Raw genomic sequence first — 16,143 nt, forward strand, 5'->3', positions numbered from 1 at the left:
CGACGATCCCTCACTATGCCGAAATGAGCAAAGAAACGCCGTGCGTCGCCGTCTGCATGATCGATCCCAAGACCAAGCTGTGCTTCGGCTGCGGCCGCACCTTGCCGGAGATCGCGCGCTGGCACGCCATGGAAAGCGCGGAACGGCTCTCGGTCATGGCGCTGCTGCCGGCACGCATGGCGGAAGCTGGACTTGCGCCGATCGCGGGATCGCGGAAACACGCCTGACCGGCCGGCGCGCATATGGAGGTGCGCAATGATCCGCTTCCTGCTCGTTCTCGTCATGCTTGCCGGCACAGCCGGTGCCGTCGTCGCCTATGGCGATCCCGATCAGATCGCGCGCGCGAGCAACAAGGTCTCGCACATCTTCCGCACCCAGACCGTCACACCGGCACCCGCCGTGCAGATCCAGCGCGGCCAGGGCGGTGAATTCGCGCTGCGCGCGAAGATCAACGGCGTCGCCGCACCGATGGTGATCGACACCGGTGCGACCTCCGTGGTGCTGACCTGGGAAACCGCAAAGGCGATCGGGCTGCCGCTCGAGATGCTCGAATATGACGTCGATCTCGAAACCGCGGGCGGCCACACCAAGGCGGCCCGGCTCACGCTCGACCGTCTTGCCGTCGGCCACCTCGTCGAGAAATCGGTGCCGGCCCTCGTCGTGCAGCGCGGGCAGATGAAGACCAATCTGCTCGGCATGAGCTTCCTCGACCGCCTGGAGAGCTGGGGCGTGCGCGCCGACAAGCTGATGCTCACCGGCTATCCGGAGCTCCAGGGCAGCCCCCGCCGCGCGCGGATGGCGGTCGACTAGAGCGCCGGCATCGCGACGATGGATTCACGCCTGCTGTTCTTCGGGACCGCCGGCCTTGCCGCCGGCGAATTCAAGGACGGTCCGATCAACAAGATGAAGATGGGCTGGACAGCGGGTGGCGGCGTCGAATGGGCGTTCCTGCCGAAATGGTCGGCCAAGGCCGAATAGCTCTACACCGAGTTCAAGCACGACGACCTGCCGGACTGGAACGCCGCGAAATTCCACACCTTCCGCGTCGGCGTGAATTATCACTTCGACCTGTTCCGTTGAGGCCGATCGACGAAGAGCCGGATGTTGCGATCCGGCTCTTCACGTCGCGGCAGTCAGGCGGCCGCCTCCGCCGGCGCACGCACACCGACGCGCGCGATCGCATCGCGCAGCACGTCGAGACCGGCGCCCGGCTTTACCCCCTGCTCGGCAAGATGGCGGCGGAAGGCACGCGCGCCGGGCACGGCGTGGAATGCACCGACGAAATGCCGTGTGATGGCGTGCAGCCGCGTACCGCGCGCGAGCTGCGCCTCGATATAAGGCATCATCGCTTCGAGCGCGTCCTGCATGGTCGCATGCGGCGCCGCCTCGCCGAAGATATCGGAATCGACGGAGAGCAGCCGCCATGGCTCCTGATAGGCGGCGCGGCCGAGCATTACGCCATCGACGTGTTCGAGATGTGCTTTCGCATCGTCGATGCCTGGGATGCCGCCGTTGATGATGACGGGCACATCAGGCATCGCGCGCTTGAGCCGATAGACGCGCTCATAGTCGAGCGGCGGAATATCGCGATTCTCCTTCGGTGACAGGCCGTTGAGCCAAGCTTTCCGGGCATGCACGATCAGCGCATCGCAACCCGCTGCGACCACCGCGTGCGCGAGCGTATCGAGCGCCACCTCCGGATCCTGGTCGTCGATCCCGATGCGGCACTTCACGGTGACCGGCACGGCAACTGCGCGCTTCATCGCATCGACGCACCTCGCCACCAGCTCCGGCTCCGCCATGAGACAGGCGCCAAAGCGGCCATCCTTCACGCGATCGGACGGACAGCCGACATTGAGATTGATCTCGTCATAGCCAAACGCCTCGCCGATGCGCGCGGCCTGCGCGAGCTCGCTCGGATCCGAGCCGCCAAGCTGAAGCGCCACCGGGTTTTCGCACGCATCGAACCCGAGCAGCCGCTCCCGGTCGCCATGGATGATGGCGCCGGTGGTCAGCATCTCCGTATAGAGCAGCGCCCGCCGCGTGAGATGACGGTGGAACACCCGGCAATGCCGGTCGGTCCAATCCATCATGGGTGCCACGGAAAAGCGATAATCTTGATATTTCAATCGTTTATCCTATCCTCTCAATGGGATGGAAGGAGAACGTGTGCACTCCAAACTAGCCGAAATTGCACACGTTTGTACCCGTTTTGACCTCCCGGTGCACACATAGTGCACACGAAAGCCGGAGTGCACACGCGTGGCAACCTTCACTCAATTGGGATCGGGAAACTGGCGGGTTCAAGTCCGCCGCAAGAACCGTTATGTGGCCGAGACTTTCCGGCGGCGCAAGGACGGCGAAGAATGGGCGCTTGAGATGGAGCGCAACATTGACCGCAATGGATCGTCGAAACCACGCGCGGTGCGGGACGTTCGCACATTTGGCGATCTGATTGATCTGCATGACGAAGACATGCGCGAGGTTGGAAAGCCCCCCGCGCGCACGCCAAAGCCTTCGTCGGCCCACAGAATATTGCCGATGCCGAGCACCAGGATGCGGTCGCCTTGCGAGGATGTCGGCATCGTTAGCCTTCCCGTTTCAGTCGCGGAATTGCCGTTCGCCCGAGATCATCGAGGACATGATGCTCTGGCGTGACATGATGTCTTCGCGGATCGCGGCGTAGATGTGCACCATCACGAATACGACCAGCGCCCACATGCCGAGATGGTGCCAGGTGTGAACGTCCTGACTGTTCGGCCAGATCGCAAACACCCAGCCGAACAGCTTGTGCTGCCAGCTATCGATGCCTTGACCTTCGGAATAGAGCGCAAAGCCGGTGATGATCATGAAGGCCACGAACAGCGTGAAGCCCGTGAACATCGCGGTCTGCGCCAGCGGATTGTGGCCGACATACATCTTCGGCTCGCGCTCAAGGAACGCGTACCAGCGGATTTCATGCAGCACTTCCTTCCAGAATTGCTTGCGATGAACCGGGATGTAGAAGATCTGCCGGGAATGGTGGTTGCCGACAAAGGCCCACAGGATACGCGTCAGGAAGAATACCGCGAGCACCTGTCCCGCGGCGAAATGGGCGAAGCGGATGTAGCCCATCACAAAATGGTCGGACGCCTCGCCCGCGACCGTCGGCAGCGGCGTTCCGATCAGATAGCCGGTCACCATCAGCACAATGATCGAAAACGCGTTCACCCAGTGGCAGATCCGCACCGGCGCTTCGTAGACGTAGACGGTGGGCCGGCCCACCGCACGTTCGCCGGAAGCGTCGGCAGCGATCGCCGCGAGGTCGGGCCTGGCGTCCGAGGCCGGAGCAACTGCATCCATCATGATCCCCTCCTACCTGACCTTGACCTTGGCGAGTTCCTGGCCGTCCGGGCTCATGACGTGCGTCGAACAAGCCAGGCACGGATCGAAGGAGTGGATGGTGCGCAAAATCTCGAGCGGCTGCTCGGGATTGACCATCGGCGTGTTCATTAGTGACGCCTCGAAGGCGCCGATGTTCCCTTGGGGATCGCGCGGCGAGCCGTTCCAGGTCGTCGGCACCACGCACTGGTAGTTGTCGATCTTGGTGTCCTTGATCTTGATCCAGTGCGCGAGCGCGCCGCGCGGCGCCTCGGTGAAGCCAACGCCCTTGGCCTCCTTCGGCCAGCTCTCCGGCTTCCACTTGTCGACATTCGCGGTCGAGCTGTCCCCGGCCTTGATGTTGGCGACGAGCTTGTCCTGGAAGTAGCGCATCTGCCGTCCGGCCCAGACGGATTCGAGCGCGCGCGCGGCGGTGCGGCCGAGCGTCGAGAACAGCGCCGACGTCGGCAGGTTCAAATCCCTCAGGAACTTGTCGACGGGATCCTTGAACTCGGATTTGTTCTGCGCGTAGCCGACCACCCAGCGCGCCAGCGGGCCGACCTCCATGGCGTGGCCCTTCCAGCGAGGTGCCTTGATCCACGAATACTTGCCGCCCTCGTCGAGCTGCTCGATCGCGGTCTTGGTGCCCTTCGCATTGGGCCCCAGCACGTAGTTCGGCTCGGTGACGCCGTCCCAGGGATGCAGGCCCTTGGTCTCGTCAGGGTATTTGTACCAGGAGTGGACCACGAACTCCTGGATCTCGTCGGGGTTGGCGTGATCGACCGGAAACACTTCGGACAGATTGCCGTTGATGATGGCGCCCCGCGGCAGCTTCAGGCTCTTGGCGGAATAGTCGTTGGCATGTTCGGGCACGTCGCCATAGGCGAGCACGCTCTGGCCCGAGAGGCCGCCGCCATAGAGCCAGTCCTTGTAGAACGACCCGATCGCCGCCACGTCGGGCAGATAGACCATTTCGTTGAACTCGATCAGCCGGTCGATGATCGAGGAGATCAGGTTCAACCGCTCCATGTTGATGGCGCCGACGGCACCCGTGCCGTCGACGTTGATCGGACAGGGCACGCCGCCGACCAGCCAGTTCGGATGCGGGTTCTTGCCGCCGAAGATGGTGTGGATCTTGACGATCTCCTTCTGGAAGTCGAGCGCCTCCAGATAATGCGCCACGGCCATCAGATTGGCCTCGGGCGGCAGCTTGTAGGCCTTGCTGCCCCAATAACCGTTCTTGAACGGACCGAGCTGCCCGGATTCGACGAACTTCTTCAGCCTTGTCTGCAGATCCTTGAAATAGCCGGGCGACGACAGCGGCCAGTTCGAGATCGACTGCGCCAGCGTCGAGGTCGCCCGCGGATCGGCCGAGAGCGCGGAGACGACGTCGACCCAGTCCAGCGCGTGAAGGTGATAGAAATGCACGACGTGGTCGTGCACCTGCAATGCAAGCTGCATCAGATTGCGGATCGAATTGGCGTTCTCCGGAATGGTGATCCCGAGCGCGTTCTCGACCGCGCGCACCGACGTCAGTGCGTGGGTGCCGGTGCAGACGCCGCAGATCCGCTCGGTGAACGCCCAGGCGTCGCGGGGATCGCGGTTCTTCAGGATCACTTCGATCCCACGCCACATCGTGCCGGTCGAGACCGCATTGCGGATCATGTTGTCGGCGTCGACATTGACCTCGACCCGCATGTGACCTTCGATACGGGTCACCGGATCGACGACGATGCGCTTGCCGGAATTGTCGAGATTGAAGCCGTTGGGAGTCTGGATACCCATTGTGTTCCTACCCTAGTGTTTCTCTTCGCTCAGCTGTTGCGGTCGGCGTCTTCGCGCTTGGTCGCGAGCCGCTTCACTGCGGTCACGGCCGCATGCGCGGCCACCGCGGCGCCGACGGCGCCCGCCGCCACCATGCCGATCTGGTCGGCGTTCTTCTCGATGCCGAACTGCTTGATGTTGGTGAGACGGTCGTAGAACGAGCCCTTGTCCCAGAAGCCGTCCTCGGAGCAGCCGATGCAGCCGTGGCCCGACTGGATCGGGAAGGACACGCCGCCGTTCCAGCGCACGGTCGAGCAGGCGTTGTAAGTCGTCGGGCCCTTGCAGCCCATCTTGTAGAGGCAGTAGCCCTTGCGGGCGGCCTCGTCGTCCCACTCCTCGACGAACTGGCCGGCGTCGAAATGCGGACGGCGGTAGCACTTGTCGTGAATGCGCTGCGAGTAGAACATCTTCGGCCGGCCCTGGCGGTCGAGCTCGGGCAATTTGCCGAAGGTGGTGATGAAGGTGACGACGCCGGTCATCACTTCGGCGATCGGGGGGCATCCCGGCACCTTGATGATGGGCTTGTTGGTGATGACCTTGTCGATCGGGGTCGCCTGTGTCGGATTGGGCTTTGCCGCCTGCACGCAGCCCCAGGACGCGCAGGCGCCCCAGGCGATGATCGCCATCGCGTCCTCGGCCATCATCTTGAGCTTCTCGACGAACGGCTTGCCGCCGTCGATGCAGAACATGCCGCCTTCGTTCAGCGGCGGATTGCCTTCCACCGCGAGGATGTACTGGCCTTTGTGCTTGGCGCGGGTCTCCTCGAGGATGGCCTCCGCCTGGTGACCCGCGGCCGCCATGATGGTGTCGTCATAGTCGAGCGAGATCATCGACAGCACGGCATCCTTGACCAGCGGGTGCGCGGACCGGATGAAGCTCTCGGAGCAGCAGGTGCATTCGAGGCCGTGCATCCAGATCACGGGCACGCGCGGCTTGGTCTCGAGCGCGTTCGCGATACGGCTCGCCGCCAGCGGCCCGAGCCCGAGACTCGTCGCCGTCAGGCTGCAAAATTTGTGAAAGCTCCGACGCGTGATGCCTTGCCGCCTGATCACGCTGTAAAACGTTTCCGTCGCCGCGCCCATGTATCCTCCCGCCTTCGCTTTGACTTTTCGATGACGCCAAGGACAGCAAGAAGCAGGCCAACAGCCTGGAGCGATTCAAAAGTGGAGAGATTCCAGAACGTTGGGTGTTTGAATTGCTCGCAGGAGCGGTACACGAGGATGCTGGAGATACGAGAAGCGGAAACAATTCGATTTGCAGCCGGCAACGAAGTTTCCGGTCAGTGCGCGGTGCACACCATGCAGGGATCGAACGAGCGCACGATGTGCTGGATCGCGACCGCACGTGGGCCGGCGTCGCCGACATCGGTGCCGACCAGCGCCTGCTCCAGCGGGCCGCCGACGTCGAAGGAATCGCGCGGCGAGAAATTCCAAGTGGTCGGCGCGATGATCTGGTAGCGCTCGATCCTACCCTGGCTTACCGCCATCCAGTGCCCGAGACTGCCGCGGGCGGCTTCGACGAGCCCGACATAGCTTCCGTCGGGGATCTCGCGCGCATTGTTGCAGAATGGCTCCGACAATCGCAGCGCGCGCGTCCACTGCTCCATGGCCAGCGCGATGCGCGCGGTCTCGATCAGCCGCGCGATCACGCGGCTGCGCACGTTGGTGCCATCGCGCGCGACCAGATCCGTGATCAGCGCCTGACCGGCCACCGTCTGGCGCGCGATCGCGCCGACCTCGATCGGCTGGCCCGACAGCCGCGGCGCCTTGCACCAGCTATAGGCCGCCGGCTTGTCGGGATCGGGGACGGTGCTGCTATGTGCTGGGTCCGCAGAGGACTCCCGCATCCAGGCGTGCGAGACGTCCTCGGTGATCTGCGTCAGGGGCAGCGGTTCGACCGCGGCGCGCGGGCCGAACAGGCCGCGCGGAAACAACTCGCCGTCGACGCCACGATAGGCGCCGTAGCTCATCATCAAGCCCGTGCCCCGGCCGAGCCCGGTCAACGCAAGACTGTCCGCAAGCCGCAGGAAATGGGCGAAATCGCCGCCGCGGCCGTCGCGCCAGCTATCCAGCTCGTCCGCGGAGGCAATCGCCAGCACATTCTCGAGCGAGTCCGCGAAGACGACACGCTCGAGAAAGCTTCGAAAGGCCGTCGTGATCGACAGCAGCCGGACGCGCTCGCCAAGGTCGATGGCGCGCGTCGTGCCTCCTGGCTGGAACGCGAGGCTATGCGGCCATTTCCCGGCGATGATGCCCATGGTCTCGAGCAGCCGTGCCCGCGCCGGCAGGGCATCGCGCGCTGCGCTGCCGCGGGTTGCTGCAAAGCGCTCGCGCGTCTCCGCGTGCCAGCCGTGCGCCGCATAGGCCTCGCGGGCAAAGTCGGGCATGAAAAAGATATAGAAGTGGGTCAGATGGTCGGCTGCGTTCTCCGCCGCATGCGCAATGCTCGTGGCAAGCAAGCCATTGGGCGCAGCCTCTATGGCCATGCCGTCGCGCAGGGCGGCAGCGGCCGCAACCGATTGCGAGACCGAGCAGATGCCGCAGATCCGCGGCGCCAGCGCCAGCGCGTCGAGCGGCGGCCGGCCCTCCAGGATCTGTTCGAAGCCCCGGTAGAGCGGCGCCGTCACCTCGGCGCGCATGACGCGGCCGCTCTCGACGTCGAGGCGGACTTCGAGATCGCCCTCAGCACGGTTGAACGGGCCGATCGTGATCCGCGTCATGGCTTGCCCTTGGCCGTCGAACGGCCCGGCGGCACGACGACGTGGTCGGCGGTCGCATTCAGCCGCACGCGCCGGGGCGTTGCGGACTTCGACAATGCCGCGAGCGCGACGAACCAGGCCTTTGGCATGTCAGTCGGCAAACCAACCGGAATGCCGGCGAGCTTGGCGGTCTCCAGGAAGTTCTGCGCCCCTTCGAATCCCGGCGAGGTGCAGGCGATACAGGCATAGCCGCCCTTGGTGCAGGAGCCGCCGCCGTTCCAGGAGCGCTGATTGCAGTCGCCGACCGCCTGCGTCGCCTTGCAGCCGAGATGCTCCATCAGGCAGCCGCGCTCCGACATCGTCTCGGCGCTCGCCTTGAACTCGTAGAACTCGTTGCGCGAACAGCCGTGATGGGCGAGATGATTGGCTATGAATTTCGGTCGTCCGTAAGCGTCGAGATCGGTCGCGGCAAGATCCTTGGCGGTCAGTGCCAGGATGGTTTCCATCATCCAGCCCGGATGCGGCGCGCAACCCGCGACATTGATGACGGGCAGACCGAGGCGCGAACGGAAGCCCGCGCCCAGAGCGCCGCCGCTATCGGAACCTTCGAACTGCAATCCCACGGCATCGGTCGGGTTCGATCCGGCGGCCGGCACGCCGCCATAGGCGGCGCAGCTTCCGACCGCGATCACATAGTCGGCGCACGGCGCCAGATCGAGCATCCAGCGATAGATCGAGCGGTTGGTCCCCGCGAGCATGTTGAAGCGGCCGCTGTCGTTCGGCCCCCGGGCGACGGAGCCTTCCAGCAAGAGCAGATCCAGCCGCACCTTGCCATCCAGCACGGACTGTAGCACCTCGACTGCTTCCTCACCGGTCTCTTCGCTGACCGACGGATGCCACAGCAGGTTGATGCCGAACTGCCTGAGCTCGTCGAACCAGCCAGAGGCGCCGCTCTCGAGGATCGACATGGTGCAGCCGCCGCAACTGGCCCCCTGCAGCCAAAGCACGTTGGTCGTCCCTTCCGATCGGCTCATGGCTCCTCCTTAGCCCGCAAGCATCCGTCGCTCGTAGCACAAGAGCAAGGCTCTGGCTTGAGGGATCTCAATCATGCCCGCCCGACGTCGCGCCGTCATGCTTCAAGTGCCGCTGGCGAATCCGGTGCGTGACAATCCAGGTGACGCCGATAGCGACCGGCACGAACAGCGCGGTCGCCAGCGACGGCTCGACATGTACGCCGCCGTCATGCGCGCCCTTGGCAAGATACCCGAACAGGCTGACGACGTAATAGCCGATCGCTGCCACCGACAGGCCCTCGACCGTACTTTGCAAACGCAATTGCAGCTTGGTGCGCTCGTTCATCGAGCGCAGGAGGTCGCGGTTCTGCTCCTCCAGCTCGACGTCGACGCGGGTGCGCAGGAGATCGGCGGCGCGCGCAAGCTTGATCGACAAATTGGCCTGACGCTCCTCCAGGGCGGCGCAGGTGCGCATCGCCGGCGCCATCCGGCGGGCGAGAAACGACGACCAGGTCGGATAGCCTGCGATCTCGCCACCTTCGATCACCCCGAGGCGGGCCTGCACGATATCGTAATAAGCCCGACTGGCCCCGAACCTGAACAGGCTGCCGGCGGCGCCGCGCTCGAGCGAGGCGGCGAGCGCAGTCAGCTCGGTCAGAAGATGATTGTTAAGCTTGAGGTCCTCCGCAACCTGCATCTGCTCGAGCACCTCGACCAGTCGGCGCCCGATGTGATCGACCGATGGTGCGAGCTCGAGCGCGGCCGGCAAGCCGAGCAGCGCCAGCGTGCGATAGGTCTCGATCTCCAGCACGCGCTGCACCAGAGCGCCCAAACGGCCCGGCGACAGGCCGTCGTTGCAAATCAGGAGACGCACGAAGCCGTGCTCGTCCACGCGGAAGTCGGAGGCGACGACGGCCGGGCCGCTTTGGACGGCGGCCATGGCGAGACTGCCTTTCTCGAAAAGCTGCTCGGCACGTTCGACCGCGGCTGATGGCTGCTCGACCTCGAGCTTGAGCGCGACAAGCAATTGTCCCGTCTGCGGCACCGCGCGGATCAGCGCCACGAGATCCTCGTCCACCGCACCGAATGGACGGGGCGGCTCCCCATGATGCCAGATCCAGGTGAATGTCGTGAACTCGGAATGCTGCTCCCAGCGCAAGACGATTGCGCCGATCGTCACCTGATGGTGTTTTGCCGAAGCATCCGGCGCCGGCAGTCCCTGCGCGGTACAAAAGGCGGCGAAGCTTTGCCGATCGGCGGCGGCGGTGTCGCCCTGGCTGAGAAACGCAAAGCGCAGGGCGCCGAGTGGCGCGGTCAGCCGCGTGAACGGACGGGCATGCACCTCACTCAGCACCGCACCGCGCTGCGGATGCAGCCGGAAGCTGGCGAGATCAGGACCAGAGTTCATCGACAAATCCTCGGCCTTTAACGGGCACAACCCACCTCTTCTAGAACGTTCCGGCCATGGTGAGGCGGAACGTCAGCGGCTCGACCGGGTGCAGCACGTAATCCATCATGCCGTTCTGACACACGGCCGCCGGCGCGGTGCCTGACGTGCAGAGATTATAGAGCGTATCGGTCTTCAGCAGCGAGCCATAGGCATAAGTAATCTGGTTCGATCTCGTATTGAACAGGTTGAGCACATCGAGCTGGACCCGCCAGCCATTGTCGGCGCGATAGCCGAGGCGGCCGTTGAAGATGCTGGTTGCGAACGAGCGGAACGCATTGTCTTCCGTCAGCGGGCTGGAGGCGAGATAGCGCCAGCGCAAGGTCCCGAACCAGCCGATCTTCTCGCCGAACGTGATGCCGGCTGATGCCACCATCGGCGGCGCGTTCGGGATGTAATTTCCGGGCGCGTTGCCGATCTGCGCCTCCGGATAGCCGGCAAGCGCGGCGTAGACCGCCGCCTGGTCGCTGTCATAGCCGCGAAAGCGTGCGTGGGTCATCGCCAGATCGGCATCGATGTCGATCCAGGATTTTGGGCGATAGTGGTTGGTCCACTCGAAGCCATAGCGGCGGCTGGCCCGGGTCGCCTCGGTGTCGCCGGCATCGCCGGAGAACAGGATCTCGGAATCCTGGTCGAGGATGAAGACGCTGAACGAGGAATCGAGGCCGGGAATGATCCTGCTGCGAACGCCGACCTCGGCGCCCCTGGTGCGCACCAGCAGCGGCGACGGCGAGAGTTTTATCGCGGGATCGCTCGGGTCCTCCGTCGTTGTGGCACCGCGGGCGTCGTTGGAGTGCATGCCGTAGCCGGCGCCAAGGAAGAATTCGCTCTGGTTGAAGGGACCTAGCACCATGCGGAATTTCGGGCTGCCGAGCGAGGCATTGACGCTGCCGGAATTGTTTGAATTGAACAGCGAGGTGACGTCGGCGGCATAATAGTCGCCGCGCCAGCCCATTGTGGTCCTGAGCCAGTCGGTCCAGCGCACGGTGTTTTCGGCGTAGACGCCGACGCTGCGCTCGCCGACCTTGTCGCTGCGGATGCTGGAGAGGTAGCTGCGCTGGACCGTGTTGGTCAGCGCCAGATCAATCGCATCATAGCGCGATTGCAGGCCGAAGCTCGTCTGCATCGGCAGGCCCGCAAGCGAGCCGTTCAGCGTGCGCGAGATGTTGGCGCCGGCCATCAGGCGATCATCGTGCTGGTCGAACTGGTCGCCGAGCACGGGATCGCTGAGGAAATAGGTGAAGTTGTTGAAGAGATCGAGCTGGCTCTTCACGACATAGGCGTTCGCCTTCCAGGAGCCGAGATCGTCGCTCTGCGCGAGGCGGCCCGAGAGCGCGAAGCGGTTGGTGTTGCCGCCGTCGGTCGGATCTTCCGAGCCGAAGCGATCAAGCAGGCCGGCGGTGATCGCGCGCTGCGGCACCTGGTCGGTGGAACTCCATTTATTGACATAGGCCATGCCGGTGACGGAGATGCCATCCGTCGCGGTGCCCTGGCTGTAGCGAACGAGCCCATTCAGCTTGCGCACATTGTCCGGATTGTTCCAGGGACCGTTGTAGGTGCCGAGCTCGCCGGCGACCAGCAACGATCCGTCGCCGACCCTGGCGGAGTCCATGCCGAGCAGACGGCGATAGCCAAAACTGCCGACAGTCACCTGCGCAAGGCCCTTCTCGGTGCGATCGATCAGGCCGATATGGACGCTGCCGACGGAGGCGAAATCGCCCTCCTCAGCGAAATACGGCCCCTTGCGCACGTCCATCGCGCTGACGGTTTCCGGGATCAGCCAATTGAGATCGGCATAGCCCTGGCCGTGCGCGTGGGTGCGCATGTTGACGGGGACGCCATCGACGGTGATCGCGAGATCCGTGCCATGGTCGAGGTTATAGCCGCGCAAGAAATACTGGTTCGCTTTGCCCTCGCCGGAGTGCTGGGTCACGATCAGGCCCGGCACGGCTTCGAGCGCCTCGCCCGGCCGCGTGAAGGGGCGCGCGTTGAGCTGCTCGCCGGAGACGGTGAGTTCGCTGGCCATGCCCGACGGACCCTTTGCGCTGGAGACGACGCTGCGAGTGCCCGATGCTGGCGCTGTTGCCGGATACACGAAGATCCGATGACCGGCCCGTGTCGATGTGCCGGCGTGCCGCGACGCAGGCGGCCTCTTGTGACGCGGTGTCTGAACGGCAAAAATCTGGACCGGCGGCAGTTCGCGCAGGCCGCCATCGTCCCGTGCGAAGGCGTTGCCGTCAACCGCGAGGGGCCAGAGGGCTGAGAGCACCGTCAGCGGACCACAGCGTCGGCAAGACTCAGACCGCCTCGGTCGCATCAGCGCATTCCAGGACTTCTGTGGCGGCAAGGCCTGAGCTGTCCGCAATCAAGCGCCGGTAGAGCACGATCGAGAGCAGCCAGGCGATCGCGAACAACGCGATCACGGCGAGGCCGAAATTGGCGAGCGAGTGGTTGACGGCCTCGACCAGCGACCACACACCGCCGGAGAGATCGAGCCGGTTGCCGATCAAGCCCAGCGCCTCGATGCCGCCGATGAACAGCGCGACCGCGACGGAGGCGCCCGTGATGGTGAGGTTGTACCAGAGCTTTCGCGTGGGATCGACGAAGGCCCAGCGATAGGCACTCACCATCAGCGCGGAATCGGCGGTGTCGACCAGCGCCATGCCGGCGGCGAACAGAGCGGGAAAGACCAGCACATGCGCGAGCGACACGCCGCGCACGGCTTCGGTGGCAGAGATGCCGAGCAGGCTGATTTCGGTCGCGGTGTCGAAGCCGAGCCCGAACAAAAGCCCGAGCGGATACATGTGCCAGGGCTTTGTGACCAGGCGGAACATGGGACCGAGCAGGTGCGCCAGCAATCCGCGATGAGCGAGCAGCGCATCGAGCCGCGCAGCGTGATGGATGCCCTGCTCGCGCACTTCGCGCAAAGTTCGCCGCAGGCCGACGAAGATGGCGAGATTGATCACCGCAATCACCAGCAGGAACAGCGCCGAGACGGAGGTGCCGATCAGGCCGCCGATCTCCTTGAGCAGGCTTTCGCCACCGAAGCGCACCACGCCGAGCGTAATCAATATCGTTGCGACCACGACGACGGTGGAATGGCCCAGCGCGAAATACAGGCCCGCGGATCGTGGCATCTCGCCCGCATGCATCAACTTGCGTACGACATTGTCGATGGCGGCGATGTGGTCGGCATCGACGGCATGGCGCAGGCCGAACACCCAGGCAAGCAGCGCGGTCGCCATCACCGCGGGCCGGTCGGCAAACAGCGTGAAAGCCCAGATCCACGCGGCGACGTTGGCAGCAATCAGTCCACCGAACAGCACGATCGAACCGGGCTCGAACGCTCGCCTCGCGACATGACCCGACCGATCCATGCCCCCTCCAAGTATGACGTTTGTATCAATCCATCATACTCTTCAGCAAGAGCCGGGCCACATTCGGGGGAGGCTGCCAATCGCCCGGTCGGCGCCGGCGAAAGCACTGATTTTGTGGAAGTTTCGGATCGGGAGCGCTGTCGCTCAACACGCGTCGTGTGGAAATCAACTATCCACGATCGGCAACACGCAGTCACCACGGAATGGAGCCGCACACATACGAGGGATCAACTCAAACCTCGGCGGTCCATCCGCCGACGAACTGCAGCACTGCACCAATTGCGCTCACGTGCATCATTTCGATTAGTTGTCCGATTTTTTCACCGCATTGCCCTCGGTGCGCCCAGAGGATCAGAACGTTGATGCCCGCATTGGCGGCCGGTCGCGGCGCTTTTCGCCATGGCCGAAGACGTCTTCAACGCAGCGTGATGCTGCTCGATCGGACCGGCTGCGACCTGTTGACGATCTGCGACAGCTCTTCGCCGTCCTGCGGTGCCCAACCTGTCGGTGCTGGCATTGTACAGTGCTCCGGTAGCGGCTTGGGCCCCGCGCAATCTGCACAGCCGGCCATCGGACCTGACACCAAGCCCATTTGACCGGGCCAGCGCTTCGTTACGGGCAGTCCCTGCAGCCCGTCCTGGTCATGGACGGCACTGTGCATCGGATCCAGCTGAGCCTGCGCAGGATTTCTCTTGATTTCCCGGTGCACACGTCGTGCACACGCGGCCTTCTAACCGATTGAAGAACTTGAACTCTCAGTCCAATCCATCATGGGGGCCACGGCAAATTTGCGCCCTAAGCTGTTCATCTTATTGAGGTATTTCAACTCCGATCAGTCCTTTATGTGATTAGACCGACTGAGAATTCTCGTTTGACGAGGGCTTCCGTAGCTTGGCTCTTCTAGGAGTCGTCCGTGAAGAATGCAGATCGGCCTGAGAGATAGGCAGAAGTTGTCTCGATAAAGTATTCGATTTTGCAGGAAAGCCGGGTGTTGGGCCGCGGTTTCTTGCGTTTTGGGATTTTGCTTTCGAGCGATTCGTGATTCCCTGACGGACGGGTCATCGGCATTGGGGACGGCGATGAGCAAACCGCGGGATGATCGCCAGAAAGACCTGTTGCTTCCGGCGCTCGATCAAATCATCGACATGGGCCACCCGCTGGTGCGGTTGGCGGCGCTGATCGACTGGAAGTTTCTGGATGACCGCTTTGGTTCGGTGTGCCAAACCGGGCCGGGGCAGCCTGGCCTACCGACGCGGCTTGTCGCCGGCCTGTTCATTCTGAAGCACATGCACAATCTCTCGGATGAGGTGCTGTGCGCCCGCTGGATCGAGAACCCTTATTACCAATACTTCTGCGGCGAGTTAAGCTTCTGCCACCGGCTGCCGTTCGATCGATCGTCGATGACGCGCTGGCGCCAGCGGCTCGGCGAGGAGCAGCTCGTCGCGTTGATCCAGGAAAGTCTGTCGGTGGCACACAAGACTGGCGCCATCGGTCCCAAGGACCTGGAGCGAGTGGTGGTCGATACCACGGTGCAGCCCAAGGCCGTTGCCCATCCGACCGACGCGCGGCTGATGCATCGGGCCATCACCAAGCTCGTCGGGCTTGCCAAGCGCAACCGTGTGCCGCTGCGCCAGAGCTATCTGCGCCTGGCCAAGCGCGCCGCCATCATGGTCGGCCGCTATACCCACGCTCACCAGTTCAAGCGCGCCCGGCGCCAACTCAAGTTCCTGCGGACGCGGCTTGGCCGGATCATCCGCGACATCCGCCGCAAGATTGATGGCGATGCGGCGCTGGAAGCGCGCTTCGGCCCGCTGCTCGATCTGGCGCAGCGGGTGCGCAGCCAGGATCAGCATCAGCGCGGCCCCAAGGTCTATGCGTTGCATGCGCCGGAGGTCGAGTGCATCGGCAAGGGCAAAGCCCGCGCGCCTTACGAGTTCGGCTGCAAGGTCAGTATCGCCACCCCCGTGACGTCCCCGAAGGGTGGACAGTTCGTGCTCCATACCAAGGCGCTGCACGGCAATCCCTTTGACGGCCACACGCTCGGCCCCGTGGTCGCCGACATGGAGAAGCTCACCGGCGTGGAGGCTCGTCGTATCCACGTCGACAAAGGGTACCGTGGCCACAACTACCCGCACCGGTTCAGGGTCTGGATCTCGGGTCAGGTTCGCCGCGTCACGGCTTCCATCCGGAGCGAGATGAAGCGTCGCGCGGCTGTCGAACCCGTCATCGGTCACGTCAAGGCCGAGCACCGCATGGACCGCAACTATCTCAAAGGCAGCGTCGGTGACCGCATCAACGCCGTCCTCGCCGCGGCCGGCTACAACTTCGGCCTGCTCCTGCGATGGCTCGCAGAACTCTTGCGTGCCATCATCCGCGCCTTCGCCGAAACTGTCCCGGCTCAAAAGATCGCTTAAATCAGCGCTC

12 protein-coding genes and 2 pseudogenes are annotated in these 16,143 nt (G+C 64.0%); 4 read left to right on the forward strand and 10 right to left on the reverse strand.

The genetic code is table 11. The annotated features are described in order from the left end of the window. The first annotated feature begins 23 nt into the window (after positions 1-23). The 3 genes and pseudogenes from ACFLEY_RS28045 to ACFLEY_RS28055 all read left to right on the forward strand — a co-directional run. Positions 24-227 carry a DUF1289 domain-containing protein gene (locus tag ACFLEY_RS28045; RefSeq protein WP_011086518.1) on the forward strand — a complete coding sequence of 68 codons (204 nt, stop codon included), beginning with the start codon at positions 24-26 and terminating at the stop codon, positions 225-227. Positions 228-255: 28 nt separating this feature from the next. Continuing rightward, complete coding sequence (locus ACFLEY_RS28050) at positions 256-810, forward strand: TIGR02281 family clan AA aspartic protease (RefSeq protein ID WP_028170824.1); 555 nt, start codon at positions 256-258, stop codon at positions 808-810. Between the two features lie 3 nt (positions 811-813). Continuing rightward, positions 814-1,080, forward strand: a pseudogene (locus ACFLEY_RS28055) (outer membrane protein); the annotation flags it as partial. Between the two features lie 53 nt (positions 1,081-1,133). Here the strand turns inward: ACFLEY_RS28055 and dusA are convergent. The 10 genes and pseudogenes from dusA to ACFLEY_RS28105 all read right to left on the reverse strand — a co-directional run bounded on the left by dusA (position 1,134) and on the right by ACFLEY_RS28105 (position 13,719). After that, positions 1,134-2,093, reverse strand: a complete 960-nt coding sequence (gene dusA / locus ACFLEY_RS28060; protein ID WP_060911517.1) for a tRNA dihydrouridine(20/20a) synthase DusA — start codon at positions 2,091-2,093, stop codon at positions 1,134-1,136. A 408-nt stretch (positions 2,094-2,501) separates the two neighbouring features. Continuing rightward, positions 2,502-2,585 (reverse strand): annotated as a pseudogene (locus ACFLEY_RS28065) (hydrogenase expression/formation protein); the annotation flags it as partial. A 16-nt stretch (positions 2,586-2,601) separates the two neighbouring features. After that, positions 2,602-3,345: a Ni/Fe-hydrogenase, b-type cytochrome subunit gene (gene cybH, locus ACFLEY_RS28070; RefSeq protein WP_060908779.1), complete on the reverse strand. Its 744-nt coding sequence runs from the start codon at positions 3,343-3,345 to the stop codon at positions 2,602-2,604. A 9-nt stretch (positions 3,346-3,354) separates the two neighbouring features. Beyond that, positions 3,355-5,145 (reverse strand): nickel-dependent hydrogenase large subunit, encoded by a 1,791-nt coding sequence (locus ACFLEY_RS28075; RefSeq protein ID WP_060911516.1) that lies wholly within the window; start codon positions 5,143-5,145, stop codon positions 3,355-3,357. Positions 5,146-5,174: 29 nt separating this feature from the next. After that, the gene (locus ACFLEY_RS28080) at positions 5,175-6,266 is read right to left on the reverse strand and encodes a hydrogenase small subunit (protein WP_060911515.1); all 1,092 of its coding nucleotides are present in this window, start codon (positions 6,264-6,266) and stop codon (positions 5,175-5,177) included. 197 nt (positions 6,267-6,463) lie between these two features. Beyond that, positions 6,464-7,903: a nickel-dependent hydrogenase large subunit gene (locus ACFLEY_RS28085; protein WP_060908781.1), complete on the reverse strand. Its 1,440-nt coding sequence runs from the start codon at positions 7,901-7,903 to the stop codon at positions 6,464-6,466. Further along, complete coding sequence (locus ACFLEY_RS28090) at positions 7,900-8,916, reverse strand: HupU protein (protein WP_060911514.1); 1,017 nt, start codon at positions 8,914-8,916, stop codon at positions 7,900-7,902. The genes ACFLEY_RS28085 and ACFLEY_RS28090 overlap by 4 nt, the downstream gene beginning before the upstream one ends. 67 nt (positions 8,917-8,983) lie before the next feature. Beyond that, complete coding sequence (locus tag ACFLEY_RS28095) at positions 8,984-10,303, reverse strand: DUF3422 domain-containing protein (RefSeq protein ID WP_060911513.1); 1,320 nt, start codon at positions 10,301-10,303, stop codon at positions 8,984-8,986. A 40-nt stretch (positions 10,304-10,343) separates the two neighbouring features. Next, positions 10,344-12,659, reverse strand: coding sequence for a TonB-dependent receptor (locus ACFLEY_RS28100; protein ID WP_060911512.1), 2,316 nt, complete (start codon positions 12,657-12,659; stop codon positions 10,344-10,346). Continuing rightward, complete coding sequence (locus ACFLEY_RS28105) at positions 12,640-13,719, reverse strand: HoxN/HupN/NixA family nickel/cobalt transporter (RefSeq protein ID WP_211433976.1); 1,080 nt, start codon at positions 13,717-13,719, stop codon at positions 12,640-12,642. Before ACFLEY_RS28105 ends, ACFLEY_RS28100 begins: the two co-directional genes overlap by 20 nt. A 1,079-nt stretch (positions 13,720-14,798) precedes the next feature. Here ACFLEY_RS28105 and ACFLEY_RS28110 point away from each other — a divergent pair. Then, entirely contained in the window at positions 14,799-16,133 is a 1,335-nt protein-coding gene (locus ACFLEY_RS28110; protein WP_060909234.1) for an IS5 family transposase, read from the forward strand. The last annotated feature ends 10 nt before the right edge of the window (positions 16,134-16,143 follow it).

The sequence above is a fragment of the Bradyrhizobium sp. YCK136 genome, assembly GCF_044570075.1.
Taxonomy (GTDB): Bacteria; Pseudomonadota; Alphaproteobacteria; order Rhizobiales; family Xanthobacteraceae; genus Bradyrhizobium; species Bradyrhizobium diazoefficiens.

Coding starts and splice junctions, on each gene's coding strand:
- ACFLEY_RS28080 (WP_060911515.1), bottom strand. CDS start 6,266: ATGGGCGCGGCGACGGAAACGTTTTACAGCGTGATCAGGCGGCAAGGC.
- ACFLEY_RS28100 (WP_060911512.1), bottom strand. CDS start 12,659: ATGCGACCGAGGCGGTCTGAGTCTTGCCGACGCTGTGGTCCGCTGACG.
- ACFLEY_RS28050 (WP_028170824.1), top strand. CDS start 256: ATGATCCGCTTCCTGCTCGTTCTCGTCATGCTTGCCGGCACAGCCGGT.
- dusA (WP_060911517.1), bottom strand. CDS start 2,093: ATGATGGATTGGACCGACCGGCATTGCCGGGTGTTCCACCGTCATCTC.
- ACFLEY_RS28095 (WP_060911513.1), bottom strand. CDS start 10,303: ATGAACTCTGGTCCTGATCTCGCCAGCTTCCGGCTGCATCCGCAGCGC.
- ACFLEY_RS28105 (WP_211433976.1), bottom strand. CDS start 13,719: ATGGATCGGTCGGGTCATGTCGCGAGGCGAGCGTTCGAGCCCGGTTCG.
- ACFLEY_RS28045 (WP_011086518.1), top strand. CDS start 24: ATGAGCAAAGAAACGCCGTGCGTCGCCGTCTGCATGATCGATCCCAAG.
- ACFLEY_RS28090 (WP_060911514.1), bottom strand. CDS start 8,916: ATGAGCCGATCGGAAGGGACGACCAACGTGCTTTGGCTGCAGGGGGCC.
- cybH (WP_060908779.1), bottom strand. CDS start 3,345: ATGATGGATGCAGTTGCTCCGGCCTCGGACGCCAGGCCCGACCTCGCG.
- ACFLEY_RS28075 (WP_060911516.1), bottom strand. CDS start 5,145: ATGGGTATCCAGACTCCCAACGGCTTCAATCTCGACAATTCCGGCAAG.
- ACFLEY_RS28110 (WP_060909234.1), top strand. CDS start 14,799: ATGAGCAAACCGCGGGATGATCGCCAGAAAGACCTGTTGCTTCCGGCG.
- ACFLEY_RS28085 (WP_060908781.1), bottom strand. CDS start 7,903: ATGACGCGGATCACGATCGGCCCGTTCAACCGTGCTGAGGGCGATCTC.